The organism is Actinomyces sp. B33, assembly GCF_028437565.1.
GTDB lineage: Bacteria > Actinomycetota > Actinomycetes > Actinomycetales > Actinomycetaceae > Pauljensenia.
This window is the reverse complement of sequence record NZ_JAMRYR010000005.1, coordinates 173,575-188,908: the sequence shown is the minus strand read 5'-3', so window position 1 is coordinate 188,908 and position 15,334 is coordinate 173,575. Positions and strand designations below refer to the sequence as shown.

Sequence of the window (15,334 nt, the reverse complement as noted above, 5' to 3'; positions counted from 1 at the left end):
TCGCCGGGGCGGGGGTGGGTAGGGTCTGGATATGACTGAGGATCACGGTTCATCCGATTCGACGCCCTTCGACGAGTTCCTGCGGCGGATGCTCGGCGAGGAGGCGGGCGAGGAGGCGGCGCGCGCGATGCGCGCCCAGGGGCTCGACCCGCAGAGCCTGCCCCCGGAGCTGTCCGATCCGGCCCGCATGGCGCAGGCGGCCTCCCAGTTCCAGTTCCTCTTGAACACGACGGCGGGCCCGGTCAACTGGTCGATGGTCGAGGACGGGGCGAAGCAGCGGGCCTTCAATTCCGGCGATCCCCTGCCGTCGGCGGCCGAGGCGGAGCGGGCGCGCCAGGCGATGACGGTCGCCGACCTGTGGCTGGACGCCGTCACCGATTTCATCGCGGATCCGCCGGACCGTCAGGTGTGGAGCCGCGTCCAGTGGGTCGAGGCGACGCTCGACATGTGGAAGAGGGTCTGCGAACCGGTGGCCGCGAACGTCTCACGGGCGATGGGCGATGCCCTGGCGTCGGGGGCCGGCCCCCTGGGGGAGGCCGAGTCCCTCCCCGGCCCGATGGCGGCGATGATCGGCAAGACCCGGGAGATGCTCCCGAAGCTGTCGTCGATGATGTTCGCCGCGCAGATCGGCAACGCCCTGGCGGCCCTGTCGCAGGAGGCGATGGGGTCCTTCGACGTCGGCCTGCCGTTGGCACCCGAGCGGACCTGCGCCCTCGTCGTGCGCAACGTCGGCGAGTTCGCCGACGGCCTGGAGATCCCCTACGAGGAGGTCCAGCAGTTCGTCGCCGTGCGCGAGGCGGCCCACCGCCGCCTGTTCGCCTCGGTCCCCTGGCTGACCGGGGATCTGATCCGCGCGGTCGAGCGGTACTCGGCGAACATCGCGATCGATATGGAGGCGATCTCCGAGGCGGCGCGCGGCGTCGACCTGTCGGATCCGGCCTCGATCGAGGGGGCGATGTCGGGAGGGGTCTTCTCGACGTCCCCCACGGCCGAGCAGCGGTCGGCCCTCGAGCGCCTGGAAACGCTCCTGGCCCTCGTCGAGGGGTGGGTCGAGGTCGTCACCGCCCTCGCCGTCGCCCCCTACCTTCCGCACGCCGATCAGCTCCGCGAGATGATGCGGCGGCGTCGGGCGTCGGGCGGGGCTGCCGAGCAGGTCCTCGGCCGGCTCATCGGGTTGTCGATGAGGCCCCGGCGCGCGAGGGGCGCCGCCGAGATCTTCTCGCTGGTCGCGGACGATTCGGGATCCGAGGGCCGCGAGGCCCTGTGGAGCCATCCGGATATGGTCCCGACGACCGGGGAATTGGACTCACCGGAGTCCTTCCTCGTCCTGCGGCGGGCCGCCCACGAGCAGGACGCGCAGATCGACGCCGCATTGGAGTCCCTGCTGGACGGGACGATGGGCTGGGCCCAGGGCCTGTCCCCGCAGGACGACCCGGAGTCGGAGGCTCTGCGACGGGCCGGTGCGGCGGATGAGGGCGGCGATTCCGGGTCGGGGCCCGATCGGGGGTCCTCGGACGACGACGGCCCCTCCGACGAGGGGAGTGCCCCGTCCGCCTGAGCGCGGGCCGTCCACAGGGGAGGGCCCGCTCTGGCCCGTCCCGCGCGGATCGTGAAGAATCGTCTCATACGAGACGAACTGAGAGGATCCGACATGTTACTGCGTCCGGGCACCGCCGTCTTGTGGAACGGCGCCGATTCCCTGCGCATCGGCGGGGACCCCGCCTCCGGGGTCGTCCTCGACGCGCTGACGCCCGAGGAGCAGGCCTGGGTCCACGCCTGCGCCCGCATCGCCTCCCACCGCCTCGACCACCCGCTGTCGCGGCGCCCCTGCCCTCCCCCGCCCCCGGGCGCCGGAAGGATCGAGGCCGCCCTGGAGGCCGCCGGACTCGTCGACCGTCCCGAGCCCCGGACGGCGGCCCGTCTGCACCTCGACGGGCTCTGCGCCGCCTGCCTATCCTCCATCGGGGTCATCGCCGAGTCCGTCGACGTGGCCGTGACGATCAGCTCGCCGGGAGTCGTCGAGCGCGATCTCGCCCGGGTCGTCGGCGAGGACCGGCTCGGTCAGGACCGGGCCTTCTCGGCGCGCGAGCATCTCGCGCGCCTCGTGCCGAGCGCCCGGTCGTCGTTCTCGGGGAGCCCGGGCCTCGTCCTCGTGTCCGCCGAACGACGGGCCGATCCTGAGGCGACGCTGCGGTGGGTCCGCGAGGAGATCCCCCACCTGGTCGTCACCCGCCTCGAATCGGGGTACGAGATCGGCCCTCTGGTCATGCCGGGGGCGACGACCTGCCATCAGTGCGTCGAGGCCCGGCGGATCGGGGACGACCCGGCCCGCCTGATCCACCTGCGGGACCTGCCGACGTGGCCGTTGCCCCCGACCCCGGCGCGCGCCTCCTGCGCGGCCTCCCTCGTCATCGCCGACCTCGTCGAGGCGGCGATCCGGGGTCGTGCGACGCCCGAGGAGTGCCAGCAGCTCGTCCGCGTCGACTCGCGGGGAGTCCTGTCGCGCACGGCCGTGCCGCCCGAGCCGGGATGCGCCTGCGGGGCGGCGGGATGCCCTCCGGGTCTGGAGCGGGCGGCTTGATCGTCCGGGCCGCTCCTGCTCGACGCGGCCGCCGGCGGCCGCGCGCGGGAAGGGCCCGATCGTTCGGGCGCCGTCCGTCAGGCCGGTTCGTCCTCGTCGACGACGACCTCCTCGCCCCGGACGATCGCCAGGACGGCGGGCCCGTGCCGGTCGATCTTCACCTGCCCGACTCCGGAGATCACCCGCATCTGCGTGAGGGTCTTGGGCGCGACGATGGCGATGTCGCGCAGCGTCCGGTCGGAGAACACCGCGTACGGGGGAACGGACCTGGCCTTCGACTCGGCCAGGCGCCAGGCCCTCAAGCGGGCGAAGAGATCGATGGTCTGGGCGGACTGGGTCTCCTCGAATTCCCGGTTGGCGGCGCGCGTCGTCGTCTTCCGCGCATGCGCCGGAGGGGCTGCGGGGGACGGGGCCTCCTCCGGCCAGATGCCGTCGAGGAGCCGCGAGCGCCGGCGCGAGCCCCGCCCGCCCTCCGAGCGAGCGCGCGCCCACGAGATCTCCAGGACCCGGCGCGCGCGGGTGATCGCCACGTAGAGGAGACGGCGCTCCTCCTCGCGGGCCTCGGGGGTCTTCGCGTAGGAGATCGGCAGCAGCCCCTCGGCGGCTCCGATGACGAACACCGCGTCCCATTCGAGCCCCTTGGCGGCGTGGATCGTCGTCAGCTCGACCCCGAACTGGTCCGGCTCGACCTGGTACTGGGCGCGGTCGGAGAGCTCGGCGACGAACCCGGCGAGGTCGTCGGCGTTGGAGTCCTGGGCCCACTGGATGATCGCGTTGAGGTCGGCCCATCGCTCCTGAGCCGCTCCGCCGACCGGCATCTCGGGGGACCACCCCATCGGGGAGAGGACGTCGACGACTGCCTGGTCGAGAGGGGAGGCGGCCTCGTCGGGGGCGATCGAGGCGGCGCGCAGGGCCGCCACCGCCGAGCGCACGTCCTCCCTGCGGAAGAAGGGGGTGGAGTTCGTCATCGCGACGGGGATCTGCCGGGAGGACAGGACCTCCTCGAGGATCTGGGACTGGCTGTTCATCCGAATGAGGACCGCGATCCGACTGGCCTCGACGCCCTCGGCGAGGAGTTCGCGGATCCGGGAGGCGACGGCCTCGGCCTCGGCGCGGTCGTCGCCGTGGGCGCGGAACGCGACGGCGGGCCCGGAGTCGTTCTGGGAGACGAGGCGCACCGTTCCGCTGGCGCGCCTCGACAGCGCCATGAGGGAGTTCGCGACGGACACGATCTGCGGGGTCGACCGGTAATCGCGGACGAGTTCGAGGACGGCGGCGCCGGGGTGGCGCCGGGCGAACCCGGTGAGGAACTCGGGGGTGGCGCCGGTGAAGGAGTAGATCGTCTGGGCGACGTCGCCGACGACGCACACGTCGTGGCGCCCCCCGAGCCACAGGTCGAGGAGCCGGTGCTGGAGGAGGTTGACGTCCTGGAACTCGTCGACGACGAAGTGGCGGTACTGCGCCCTGACGGCGGAGGCCACCTCGGGGCGCTCCTGGAGGAGGCCGCACATGTGGGTGAGGACGTCCTCGAAGTCGATGACGCCGCGCTCGGCCTTGACCTCCTCGTAGACGTCGAGGAGGCGCGCCATGTCCTGCTCGGACACCCCGGCGGGGGCCTGCCGCCCGAGCGACCGGGCGCGTTCCGGGTAGTGGGCGGCGTCGACGAGACTGACCTTCGACCATTCGATCTCAGCCGCGAGGTCGCGCACCAGGGCCTTGTCAACGCCGATGCCCAGGCGCGCGCCGGCCGCGTAGACGAGCGACGCCTTGTGGGGGACGATGTCGGGGACCGGGCCCCCGATGTAGGTCGGCCAGAAGTAGCGCAGCTGCCGCAGGGCCGCGGCGTGGAAAGTGTGGGCCTGCGCCCTGGGCACCCCCAGGGCGGCGAGGCGGTGGCGCATCTCGTAGGCGGCGCGCTTGGTGAAGGTCACGGCCAGGACGTTCGAGGGGTCGTAGGCGCCGACCGCCGCCCCGTAGGCGATGCGATACGTGATCGCCCGGGTCTTGCCCGTCCCCGCGCCCGCCAGGACCGCCAGCGGCCCGGCGACGCGGGTGGCGACGGCCCGCTGATCCGGGTCGAGGGCGTCGAGGATCTCATCGGGCGTCGTGGTCATGGTCGGATCATCCCACGGGTCGCCGGCACGTGGGGCCTCGGGCGGCGCGTCAGGGCCGTCTCAGCGGGTCGGGGGCGCCGGGGGGCTCGGGGAGTTCACCGCCGTACCAGTCGCGCAGCATCGCCGAGGCGATCGAGGCGCGGCCGGGCGGTTCGAGCCGCCCCCCGCGGATCTCCTCGGCGAGGTCCTCCCGGCTGTAGAAGCGGGCCCATTCGATCTCCTGCCCATCGGGGACGGGGACGGCCTCGGCCCCGACGGTGCGGGCCCGGTAGCCGAGCATCTGCGAGCGGGGGAACGGCCAGGGCTGGGAGCCGAGGTACTCGACGTCGCGCACCTCGAGGCCGACCTCCTCGCGGACCTCGCGGGCGACCGCGCGGTCGGGGGACTCCCCCGCCTCGACGAATCCGGCGATGGCCGAGGCGAAGGACCCGCTCCACGCCGTGTTGTGGGCGAGGAGGGCGCGGTCGCGCCCGTCGACGACGAGGACGATGATCGCCGGGTCGTGGCGGGGGAACTCGACGGCCCCGCAGCCGGTGCACGCCGTCGACCACCCGCCGGCCCGGGGCTCGACGGGGGCGGCGCAGCGCGGGCAGTACCGGAAGGAGTCGTGCCAGGCGGCCAGGGCGGCGGCCGCGGCGGCCAGGGCCGCGTCGTCGTCGCCCAGGAGGTGGCCGCACCAGCGCAGGGCCGCCCACCGCCAGGGGCCCGATCGCGGCTCGTCGTCGGCGTCGAGGACGAGCGCGAGGCGGGCGGCGTCCCCGGTCGCCCCGAGGAACAGGACGGGCCGGCCCACGCCGATCAGCCGCTCGGCCTCGGCCAGGGGGATCGAGGCGAGGCGCGGGCCCTCCCCTCCCCTTTCGACCCCGACCCATCCGCGCGCGGTCACGGGCAGGACCCGCACGGCGCCGATCCGCCCGGCCGCCCCCGTCAGGGCCGATGGCCCCTCGCGCACGAGTCGGACGGGGTCGACGGATTCGCGCACGGGGACGAGGGGGTCGACCCCGCCGCGGGCCAGGGGCAGGTCGCAGCGCATGACTCCACGCTAACCCCCTCGGGTAGGGTGGGCGTCATGACGACGACTCATCTGCGCGCCGACGGGCGCGCCACCGATCAGCTCCGGCCCGTCGCCCTGACCCGCGGATGGTCGGGGACGGGAGAGGGATCCGTCCTCGTCGAGTTCGGCGCCACCCGGGTCCTGTGCGTCGCCTCCCTGACGGAGGGCGTCCCCCGCTGGCGCAAGGGCTCGGGCGAGGGGTGGGTGACCGCCGAGTACGCGATGCTGCCGCGGGCGACCTCGGAGCGCTCCTCCCGGGAATCCGTCAAGGGCAAGATCGGCGGGCGCACCCATGAGATCTCCCGCCTCATCGGGCGGTCCCTGCGGGCGGTCGTCGACGTGTCCGCCCTCGGGGAGAACACGATCGTCCTGGACTGCGACGTCCTGCGCGCCGACGGGGGGACCCGCACCGCCTCGGTGACGGGCGCCTACATCGCGCTGGCCGAAGCCGTTCGGTGGGCGACGGAGCGGGGGATCGTCGCGCCGCGGGCCGGCGCCCCGGTCCTGACCGACTCCGTGTCGGCGATCTCGGTCGGCATCGTCGACGGCGTGCCGATGCTCGACCTGCCGTACGTCGAGGACGTCCGGGCCCAGACCGACATGAACGTCGTCCAGACGGGGTCGGGCGCGTTCGTCGAGGTGCAGGGCACCGCCGAGCACGCGCCCTTCGACCGCGCCGAGCTGGGGGCGCTCCTCGACCTGGCGACGGCGGGCAACTCCCGACTGGCCCGCGCCCAGCGCCTGTGCCTGGAGGCCGGCGTCGGCGAGCGCGTCGAGGTCGCCTGATGGGAGCGCCTCGCCTGGTCTTCGCCACGGGCAACGCCCACAAGATCAGCGAGCTCGAGGCGATTCTCGCCGCCGCATGGGAGGGTTTCGAGCCGGGGGCCATCGCGCGCATGTCGGATTTCGACGCGCCCGAGCCCGTCGAGGACGGCGCCTCGTTCGAGGAGAACTCGCTCATCAAGGCGCGGGCGCTGTGCCGGGCGACGGGGCTGGCGGCGGTCGCCGACGACTCGGGGATCTGCGTCGACGTCCTCGGCGGCGCCCCGGGGATCTTCTCGGCGCGCTGGTCGGGGCGCCACGGCGACGACGCGGCGAATCTCGACCTGCTCCTGGCTCAGCTCGCCGACGTGCGCGACGAGCACCGGGCGGCGGCGTTCGTGTCGGCCGCCGCCCTCGTCCTGCCCGACGGGCGCGAGTTCACCGAGCGGGGCGAGGTGCGCGGTCGCCTGCTCCGCGAGCGCCGCGGTTCGGGGGGCTTCGGCTACGACCCGGTCTTCGTCCCCGACGGCTTCGCGCTGACGACGGCTGAGATGAGCCCGGAGGAGAAGAACGCGATCAGTCATCGGGGCATCGCCTTCAGGGCGCTGGCCCCGCGCCTCGTCGAGGCCCTGGGCGCCGAGGCCGGGTGAGCCCCTCCCCCGGTCGACGGATCGCCGGAGCGGCGAGGGCGAACGCGAACCGCCCCGGCATCAGCCGGGGCGGTTTCCTCGTGCGTCCAGGTCGTCGGCGCTCACCGCGCCACGAGATTGCCGTAGATCGGGCGATCCATGACGAACTGGAGTTCATCGCGCTGCTGACGCCAACGGATGGTCGGCATCAGGAGGGCGCGCAGTCGGGCGATCAATGTGCTGGGTGGCGCTTTCATGGTCATCCTCACTGCTGATCCGTCAGACCCCGTTGTCTGAGGATGTTCCTATGATCCTCCTCACAGACCATGGAATCAATCGATATTGGCTTCAGCTGGCCTTAAGCGCCTCTAATGCGGCCCGACGCGCGGCGCCCGGCCGGACGAGCGACGCGATCCTGGCGACGAGGCGGTCGCGGACCCGCCACGACATCCGCACGCCGATGAGGATGAACAGGAGATTCGTCACCATCGACGGCCATGAGCCCGTCGCGCAGCAGGCGACGACCAGGAGGGCGCAGGCGGCCATGTTGAGGCCGTGGTAACGCAGGGAGTCGGAGGCGAATCGACCGCTGGACACGAGGTAGTACGCGCCCATGGAGCCGGCCGCCCCGAACCATCCGAGGACCATCGCGATGTCCTGCACCGTCATCTGCATGGAACCGATGATGCCAAGGCCTCGACTCAAGTACAATAGAAGCACTCTTCATTCAGCGTTAAGTTCGGCTTAATAGAGGAGACCCAGTGCACATCGATCCGAAACGGCTCCCCGCCCTCCTCGCCGTCCAGCGCGAAGGCGGCATCGTCGCCGCGGCCGACATCCTCATGGTCTCCCCCTCCGCCGTCTCCCAGCAGATCCAAAAACTCGAGGACGAGGTCGGCCTCGAGCTCATCGAGCGCACGCCCGCGGGAGCCGTCCTCACCCCCGCCGGCAGGATCATCGCCGCGAGCGCCGAGCGCATCCAGATCGAGCTCGAGGAGACCCTCCAATCCCTGCGGCCCATAGCCGGGCAGGTCACCGGCATCGTCACCATCGGCGCCTTCCAGACCGTGATCCGCTCCGTCCTCCTGCCCTTCCTCGACTTCCTGCGCACCTCCCTCCCGGGTGTCGAACTCCACATCGCCGAGACCGAGGAGGCCCCCGGGATGACCGCCCTGCGCTCGGGCCGCTACGACCTCCTCGTCGTCGAGCGCGACTCCGACATCGGCGGGGCCGCCCCCCGGGGGTGCACCGACACCCCCTTCATCGACGAGCCCTGGGTCCTCGTCAGCCCCGAGGCCGTCGGCGCCGTCGGCTCCGAACGCGGGCTCGCCGACATCGACTGGCTGCGCGTCGCCCCCGGGACCGTCGGCGCCCACGTCATGGAGCGCCTGACCTCGACCCTCCCCCAGATCCGCTGGGTCCCCTTCTCCTACACGAACTACGACGCGGCCCGCGCGATGATCCGCGCCGGGAAGGGATCGAGCGTCCTGCCCTCGATGGCCGTCGAGGGGCTGAGCACCGAGGGGATGAGGATCACCCCGCTGCCGGCCCTCGGAGTCAGGCGGATCCTCCTGCGCCGGCGCAACGCCGGATGGAACGAGGCCAGCGCCGAGGCCCAGGTCTGCCAGCAGCTCTTCCACTGGGTCGCCGAGCACCGCGGGCGCACCCCCGCCATCGACTAGGCGCGGCCCGTCCCCACCGGGAGGCCGGGCCCGCCGCCTCAGCGCCGCCCCGCCCCGACCTCGTACACCTGCCCGGACTGGGCGAAGTCCAACGGGCCCGACCACGCCGAACGCAGCTCCGCCTCGACGACCGCCCGATCCGTCCACGGCTGGATGTGAGTGGCCACCAGGCGCCCCGCCCCGGCGCGCGCCGCCAGGGAGCCGGCGCGCACGCCGTTCATATGGATCCCCTCCGCCGCGTCCGCGCAGGTGAACCCCACCTCGCTCAGCAACAGGTCGACGCCGCGCGCCCCCCGCACGATCGACTCGGCCTCGTCCGTGTCCCCCGTGTAGAACATCGACACCGTCCGCGACGGATCCGCCTCGTCCGGCCCCTCGATACGGACCCCGTAGGACTCCACCGAATGCCGACCGGCCGCGGCCGTCAGCCGCATCGGACCGACCTCGTACACCGTCGAATCGACGAGCGTCAGGAAGGAGAACTCGTCCTCGTACCCGTCCGGCTCCGTCGTCCCGTCGATCTGGCGGACCCGCTCGGCCGTGCCCGCGGGGCCCGCGACGAGCACCGGCGCCGCCCCCCGGCCCGGCCCCCAGCGCCGATGCACCTGAAGGGAGATGATGTCGCCGATGTGATCGGCGTGCCCGTGGGACACGTGGACCGCGTCGAGATCGCGCGGATCCAGATGCCGCCACAGGGCCCCGAAAGAGCCGGGCCCCAGGTCGAGGGCCACCGAGTACACGCGCCGGGCCCCGGTCGCCGGATCGACGCCTGTCGCCTGGACGAGGTAGCACGAGGCCGGCGAGGCGGGCCCCGACATCGAACCCGTGCACCCGATGATCGTCAGCCTCACGACCGTCCCTCCCCCGGACTCAGGTCCACCTCGTCGACCCGCGACACCTCCGGCCCGAGGAAGCGGCGCGCCAGGCGCGGGAACGTCGTCGACCTGCCGGTCGTGAGGAATCGGTGCTCGGGCCCATCGGCCCCCCGCCACGGCCCGTGGAGGAGCCCGCGGTCGGTGAGCTCGTTGTACGCGACGTTGGCCGTCGCCTCCGAGGAGGTGACGAGGGAGACGCCGTCCCCCATGACGCGCCCGATGACCCCGGTCAGGAGCGGGTAGTGGGTGCACCCGAGGATCAGGGTGTCGATCCCGGCCTGGCCGAGGGGGGCGAGGTAGTCGCGGGCGACCGACTCCAGCTCCTCGCCCGTGGTGGTCCCGGCCTCGACGAACTCGGCGAAGCGCGGGCACGCCCGCTGGACGACGGTCAGCCCGGGGACGGCCGCCAGGGCGTTGAGGTAGGCCTCGGACTGGACGGTCGCCTCGGTCGCGATGACGCCGATGCGCCTGTTGCGGGTCGTCGCCACGGCCTGGCGCGCCGCCGGGGAGATCACCTCGATGACGGGGATGCCGGCGTCGATCCAGTAGCGCTCGCGTGCGTCCGACAGCGCGGCGGCGGTCGCCGTGTTGCAGGCGATGACGAGGGCCTTGACCCCGCGGGAGGCGAGTTCGTCGAGGCAGGCGAGGGTGTACTGGCGGACCTGCGCGATCGGGCGGGGGCCGTAGGGGGTGCGTTCGGTGTCCCCGAGGTAGAGGATCTGCTCATCGGGGAGCTTGTCGATGATCGCCCGCGCGACCGTCAGGCCGCCGAGGCCCGAGTCGAAGATGCCGATCGGCGCGTTGTCCATACCGTGGACATTAGTGGTCGAGGGCCGGGGAGTTCATGGCGGACAGGAGTGAGTCCTGCCACCAGGTGACGACCATGTAGGCGACGGCCGCCGCCTGGGATCTGCACCCGGTCGGAGGGCGGGCCGCCAGGTCGGCGATCCGCTCGGCGTCGGCGTCGTCCGACAGTCCGAGCTCGCCGGCCAGCCCCAGGCGCAGGTCGTTGAGGGCCGCGAGCCACTCCCACGCGTCCTCCTCGGAGACGACGGCCCTGCGATCCGCGCGCGCCTCGTCCAGTCGGGCGGACATCCGCCGCAGCCGACCCGACTTCTGCGAGCGCAGGGCGTCCTCGGTCAGCGCCCGCAGCTTCGAGGCGCGGTCCGGGTCGGGGCTCATCGACGGCAGGAGCCTACCCAGGGCCCCTTCGCGGGGGGCCTCCCGGTCCGTTTCGAGATCGGTGGCGGCGCCCACGAGGAGGGAGAGGTCCCCGGGGTCGTCGAGGACGACGAGGATCTCGTCGACGAGCCGCTGGAGGACGAGGGCGTCGTCGGTGTCGATCCTGGCGGCGTAGCCGTCGTCGATCCGCTCGAACGCGTCGATCACTCGTCTGCCCCCACGGGTTCGAGCGTCGCGTGCAGGCCGTACCCGTGCAGGGCGACGACGTCGGCCTCCATGCGCTCGCGCTGCCCGCGCGAGACCTCGGCGCGCCCCTCGGTGTGGACCCGCATCATCAGGGCCTCGCATCGGGCCAGGGGGTAGCCGAAGTGCCGACGGAAGACGCTCGTCACGTAGTCCATGAGATTGACGGGGTCGTCGAGGACGACGGTGCGCCAGACGGGCAGGCCCGCCCGCGTCGGCGCGGCCCCGGCGGCCGGTCGGATCGCGGTTGTCGTCATACGGCCAGACTAGGCGCCCGCGGGTCTCGTCGCGCGGCTTTGGGTCGTCTGCGCGGGCCGGAACCGACTAGGTTGGACGCATGCCCGCATCCGCATCCACGTCCCTGCTCACGGACATGTACGAGCTGACCATGGTCGACGCCGCCCTCAAGGCGGGGACGGCCCTTCGCCCCTCGACCTTCGAGGTCTTCGGGCGCCGGCTGCCCGCGACCCGCCGCTTCGGCGTCGTCGCCGGGATCGGCAGGATCCTCGAGGCCCTCGAGCGCTTCGAGTTCGAGCCCGATCAGATCGACTGGCTCCACGCCCAGGGGATCGTCTCCGACGACGCCCTCGACTACCTCCGGGGGTTCCGCTTCTGCGGAGACATCCGCGGCTACGCCGAGGGCGAGTGCTACTTCCCCGGCTCCCCCGTGCTGACCGTCGAGGGGACCTTCGCCGAGTGCACGCTGCTCGAGACCCTCCTGCTGTCGATCCTCAACCACGACTGCGCGATCGCCTCGGCGGCGTCGCGCATGACGATCGCCGCCCACGGGCGCCCCTGCATGGACATGGGGGCACGGCGCGGACACGAGAGGGCCGCCGTGTCGGCGGCCCGGGCCGCCGTCATCGGGGGCTTCGCCGGCACCTCCGACCTGGAGGCCGCCAAGCGCTACGGCATCCGGGCCATCGGCACCGCCGCCCACTCGTTCACCCTCCTGCACGACAGCGAGCCGGAGGCCTTCGCCGCCCAGATCGCCCTCCTCGGCCCCTCGACGACGCTGCTCGTCGACACGTACGACGTCGAGCAGGGCGTCGTCAACGCCGTCGAGGCGGCGCGCGCGGCCGGCGGCGAGCTCGGCGCGGTGCGCCTCGACTCCGGCGACCTCGTCGCCCAGGCCTTCAAGGTCCGCGGGCAGCTCGACGCGCTCGGCGCGACGACGACGAGGATCACCGTGACGAACGACCTCGACGAGTACGCGATCGCGGCCCTGGGGGCGGCGCCCATCGACTCCTACGGGGTGGGCACGAAGCTCGTCACCGGATCGGGCGTGCCGACCTCGTCCCTCGTGTACAAGCTCGTCGAGCGCGTCGGCGAGGACGGGGAGAAGATCCCCGTCGCGAAGAAGTCGGAGTCGAAGGGCACCGTCGGGGGGCGCAAGACGGCCGGCCGGGTCCTCGACGAGGACGGCTACGCCGCCGAGGAGCTCCTCGTCGTCGGCGGTTCGCCGCAGGAGGCGGCGTCCGCCCTCGAGGCGGCGGGCGCCAGGCCCCTGCAGGTCCCCCTCGTCACCGGCGGCGCCATCGACTCCGGGCTGTGGGGGCCGCGCGCCCTCGAGGCCGCGCAGGAGCGCCACGTGCGCTCGCGCAACGAACTGCCCTACCAGGCGTGGCGCCTGTCCGAGGGCGAGGTCGCCATCCCCACCCGCTACGAGTCGATCGCCTGACCGGCGATCCGGGAAGGAGACGCCGATGGCGTGGGTGGTCCTCATCGGTTCCGGACTGTTCGAGGCCGTCTGGGCCTCGGCCCTGGCCCGCCTGGGCGAGGAGTTCCGCGTCGGGACGCTCCTCGTGTTCCTCCTCGCCTGCACGATCTCGATGGGCGGGCTGATGGTCGCCATGCGCGACATCCCCGTGGGCACCGCCTACGCGGCGTGGGCGGGCACGGGCGCGGTGGCGACCGTCGGCTACTCGATCCTGTCGGGAGCCGAGTCCGCCTCCGTCCTGCGGATCGTGCTCGTCGCCGTCCTCATCGGCTGCATCGCGGGCCTGCACCTCATCGGGGAGTGAGACTCACCCCCATCGATGCGAAAACGTGGTCGTGCGCCCCGGCGCTCAGCCCCGCCCGACGAACCACTCGCGCAGCAGGGCGATGCGCGCCTCGATCTGGTCGGTCGTCGCCCGGGCGACCTCGGGCCCCCCGCAGCGCTGGCGCAACTGGGCGTGGATCACCGCGTGCGTGTCCCCCGAGCGGCGCGACCACGAGGAGACCAGGCGCGACAGCTCCTTGCGCTTGGAGGCGCGCAGCCGATGCTCGGATACTCCCGCGTTCTCCTCGCGCAGGCGCGCCGCCGCCCGCGTCTTGCGCTGAGAGGCGATCTGCTCGGCCTGACGTGCCCTCAGGAGCGTCGTCACCTGATCGGCGTCGAGCAGGCCGGGGATCCCCAGGTACTCCTGCTCCTCCTGGGAGCCGACCTCGGCGCCCGCCCCCCACGCGGCCCCGTCGAAGAGAACCCCGTCGAACTCCGCGTCCGCGCCGAGGACCTCGAATTGGCCGAGAAGGTCCGAGGACGCCCGCTCCTGCCTGTTCGCCCGGGCGACGAGGGCGTCCTCCGGGCTCCACATCGAGTCCTCGTCGGCCCCGGCCGCGGCGGGCCGGTCGAGGGCGTGGTCGCGCTCGACCTCCATCTCCCCGGCGAGCGTGAGCAGGGGCAGAACCGAGGGGATGAACACGGTGGCCGTCTCCCCGCGCCGCCGGGCCCGGACGAAGCGCCCGACGGCCTGGGCGAAGAAGAGCGACGTCGACGTGTTCGTCGCGTAGACGCCGACGGACAGGCGCGGCACGTCCACGCCCTCGGAGACCATGCGCACGGCGACCATCCACTTGTCGTCCGACTCGCGGAAGGCGTCGATGCGCTCGGAGGCGTCCGCGTCGTCGGACAGGACGACCGTGGCCGCCCGGCCGGTGATCATCCGCAGATGGCGGGCGTAGGCGCGCGCCTGCGTCTGATCGGAGGCGATGACGAGGCCGCCGGCGTCGGGCACCTGGCGGCGGACCTCCTCGAGCCGCTGGTCGGCGGCCCGCAGGACCGCGGGGATCCACTCGCCCGTCGGGTCCAGGGCCGTGCGCCACGCCTGCTTCATCATGTCCTTCGTCAGCGGCTCGCCCAGGCGGGCGCTCACCTCGTCCCCGGCGCTCGTGCGCCACGCCATCTGCCCGGAGTAGGACATGAACAGGACGGGGCGCACGACGAGGTCGCGCAGGGCGTCGGCGTAGCCGTACGTGTAGTCCGCCCGCGAGCGCCGAATGCCCTGCGAGTCCTCCTCGTAGCGGACGAAGGGGATCGGCGCGGTGTCGGACCTGAACGGGGTCCCGGTCAGCGCCAGGCGCCGGGTCGCGTCCTCGAAGGCCTCGCGCACGCCGTCGCCCCAGGACAGGGCGTCGCCCGCGTGGTGGATCTCGTCGAGGATGACGAGGGTGCGGTGGGCGCGGGTGCGGGCCGCGTGAACGGACGGGTTGGCGGCGACCTGGGCGTAGGTGACGGCCACGCCGTCGAAGTGCGAACCGGCCCGGCCCTGGGAGTTCGTGAACGCCGGGTCGATGTGGATGCCGACCCGGGCGGAGGCATCGGCCCACTGGGTCTTGAGGTGCTCGGTGGGGCAGACGACGCAGACCTTGTCGACGGCGCCCTGGCCGATGAGCTCGACGGCGATGCGCAGCGCGAACGTGGTCTTGCCGGCGCCGGGGGTGGCGACGGCGAGGAAGTCCCGGGGGGCGGCCTCGAGGTACTGGCTCAGGGCCCGGGCCTGCCAGGCGCGCAGCGACCCGGCGGCGCCGCGGGGCGCCCGGTCCGGGAAGGCCGGGGGCATCGAGCGGGCGGCGGAGGCGGAGGCGCGGGACGGGTGGTGTCGTTCCGCGGGGGTCACTGGCCGGTGCCGCCCGAGCCGTCGGAGAAGGGCCAGTTGCGCCCGTTGGAGCCCATGGAGTCGCGCACGTCCTTGCACGTGGGGCACACGGGGAACTTCGAGGCGTCACGGGTGGGGATCCACACCTTGCCGCACAGGGCGACGACGGGCTGGCCGGTGATCATCGCGGAGGAGGCCTTGTCCTTGCGGACGAAGTGCGCGAATCGATCGCCGTCCCCGGGGGATTTCTCCTGCTCGACCTCGGTGCGCTCCAGGAGGCCCGTGGAGGATTGGGTCGCCGGGCCCGAGGGGGCGCCGGGGCCGGTGGGTTCGTCGAGTGCGTCGCGCATGG

17 protein-coding genes are annotated in these 15,334 nt (G+C 73.0%); 7 read left to right on the top strand and 10 right to left on the bottom strand.

What is annotated here, in order from left to right; genetic code table 11:
- The first annotated feature begins 31 nt into the window (after positions 1–31).
- Positions 32–1,558: a zinc-dependent metalloprotease gene (locus M3T53_RS09090; RefSeq protein ID WP_272434202.1), complete on the top strand. Its 1,527-nt coding sequence runs from the start codon at positions 32–34 to the stop codon at positions 1,556–1,558.
- 93 nt (positions 1,559–1,651) lie between these two features.
- Positions 1,652–2,581 (top strand): hypothetical protein, encoded by a 930-nt coding sequence (locus M3T53_RS09085; protein WP_272434201.1) that lies wholly within the window; start codon positions 1,652–1,654, stop codon positions 2,579–2,581.
- Between the two features lie 77 nt (positions 2,582–2,658).
- Here M3T53_RS09085 and M3T53_RS09080 read toward each other — a convergent pair whose 3' ends face one another.
- Both M3T53_RS09080 and nudC read right to left on the bottom strand, forming a co-directional pair.
- The gene (locus M3T53_RS09080) at positions 2,659–4,695 is read right to left on the bottom strand and encodes an ATP-dependent DNA helicase UvrD2 (RefSeq protein WP_272434200.1); all 2,037 of its coding nucleotides are present in this window, start codon (positions 4,693–4,695) and stop codon (positions 2,659–2,661) included.
- 49 nt (positions 4,696–4,744) lie between these two features.
- Positions 4,745–5,728 carry an NAD(+) diphosphatase gene (gene nudC / locus M3T53_RS09075; RefSeq protein ID WP_272434199.1) on the bottom strand — a complete coding sequence of 328 codons (984 nt, stop codon included), beginning with the start codon at positions 5,726–5,728 and terminating at the stop codon, positions 4,745–4,747.
- Positions 5,729–5,764: 36 nt separating this feature from the next.
- Here nudC and rph point away from each other — a divergent pair, with 36 nt between their 5' ends.
- Together rph and rdgB are read left to right on the top strand one after the other, a co-directional pair.
- Entirely contained in the window at positions 5,765–6,535 is a 771-nt protein-coding gene (gene rph, locus M3T53_RS09070; RefSeq protein WP_272434198.1) for a ribonuclease PH, read from the top strand.
- Positions 6,535–7,161, top strand: coding sequence for an RdgB/HAM1 family non-canonical purine NTP pyrophosphatase (gene rdgB / locus M3T53_RS09065; RefSeq protein WP_272434197.1), 627 nt, complete (start codon positions 6,535–6,537; stop codon positions 7,159–7,161). The genes rph and rdgB overlap by 1 nt, the downstream gene beginning before the upstream one ends.
- A 101-nt stretch (positions 7,162–7,262) precedes the next feature.
- Here rdgB and M3T53_RS09060 read toward each other — a convergent pair whose 3' ends face one another.
- Together M3T53_RS09060 and M3T53_RS09055 are read right to left on the bottom strand one after the other, a co-directional pair.
- On the bottom strand, positions 7,263–7,397 hold the full coding sequence (locus M3T53_RS09060; protein WP_272434196.1) for a hypothetical protein: 135 nt from the start codon (positions 7,395–7,397) through the stop codon (positions 7,263–7,265).
- A 91-nt stretch (positions 7,398–7,488) separates the two neighbouring features.
- Positions 7,489–7,815 (bottom strand): CBU_0592 family membrane protein, encoded by a 327-nt coding sequence (locus M3T53_RS09055; protein ID WP_272434195.1) that lies wholly within the window; start codon positions 7,813–7,815, stop codon positions 7,489–7,491.
- A gap of 86 nt (positions 7,816–7,901) precedes the next feature.
- On the opposite strand from M3T53_RS09055, the gene M3T53_RS09050 reads away from it, so the two are divergent.
- On the top strand, positions 7,902–8,822 hold the full coding sequence (locus M3T53_RS09050; RefSeq protein ID WP_272434194.1) for a LysR family transcriptional regulator: 921 nt from the start codon (positions 7,902–7,904) through the stop codon (positions 8,820–8,822).
- Positions 8,823–8,860: 38 nt separating this feature from the next.
- Here the strand turns inward: M3T53_RS09050 and M3T53_RS09045 are convergent, their stop codons facing one another.
- From M3T53_RS09045 to clpS, 4 genes are read right to left on the bottom strand one after another with little or no spacing between them, the layout of a single operon-like run.
- Entirely contained in the window at positions 8,861–9,673 is an 813-nt protein-coding gene (locus M3T53_RS09045; protein WP_272434193.1) for an MBL fold metallo-hydrolase, read from the bottom strand.
- The gene (gene murI, locus M3T53_RS09040) at positions 9,670–10,506 is read right to left on the bottom strand and encodes a glutamate racemase (RefSeq protein WP_272434192.1); all 837 of its coding nucleotides are present in this window, start codon (positions 10,504–10,506) and stop codon (positions 9,670–9,672) included. Before murI ends, M3T53_RS09045 begins: the two co-directional genes overlap by 4 nt.
- Before the next feature lie 10 nt (positions 10,507–10,516).
- Positions 10,517–11,086: a DUF2017 family protein gene (locus M3T53_RS09035; protein WP_334540628.1), complete on the bottom strand. Its 570-nt coding sequence runs from the start codon at positions 11,084–11,086 to the stop codon at positions 10,517–10,519.
- Positions 11,083–11,379 (bottom strand): ATP-dependent Clp protease adapter ClpS, encoded by a 297-nt coding sequence (clpS, locus tag M3T53_RS09030; protein ID WP_272434191.1) that lies wholly within the window; start codon positions 11,377–11,379, stop codon positions 11,083–11,085. The genes M3T53_RS09035 and clpS overlap by 4 nt, the downstream gene beginning before the upstream one ends.
- 80 nt (positions 11,380–11,459) lie before the next feature.
- Here clpS and M3T53_RS09025 point away from each other — a divergent pair, with 80 nt between their 5' ends.
- Both M3T53_RS09025 and M3T53_RS09020 read left to right on the top strand, forming a co-directional pair.
- Positions 11,460–12,803, top strand: a complete 1,344-nt coding sequence (locus M3T53_RS09025) for a nicotinate phosphoribosyltransferase (RefSeq protein WP_272434190.1) — start codon at positions 11,460–11,462, stop codon at positions 12,801–12,803.
- 25 nt (positions 12,804–12,828) lie between these two features.
- On the top strand, positions 12,829–13,146 hold the full coding sequence (locus M3T53_RS09020) for a DMT family transporter (RefSeq protein ID WP_272434189.1): 318 nt from the start codon (positions 12,829–12,831) through the stop codon (positions 13,144–13,146).
- A 45-nt stretch (positions 13,147–13,191) separates the two neighbouring features.
- Here M3T53_RS09020 and M3T53_RS09015 read toward each other — a convergent pair whose 3' ends face one another.
- Positions 13,192–14,946, bottom strand: a complete 1,755-nt coding sequence (locus tag M3T53_RS09015) for a DEAD/DEAH box helicase (protein ID WP_272434243.1) — start codon at positions 14,944–14,946, stop codon at positions 13,192–13,194.
- A 53-nt stretch (positions 14,947–14,999) separates the two neighbouring features.
- A complete protein-coding gene (locus tag M3T53_RS09010) occupies positions 15,000–15,332 on the bottom strand; it encodes a DUF3039 domain-containing protein (RefSeq protein ID WP_272434188.1) in 333 nt (110 codons plus the stop codon).
- Positions 15,333–15,334: the final 2 nt, after the last annotated feature.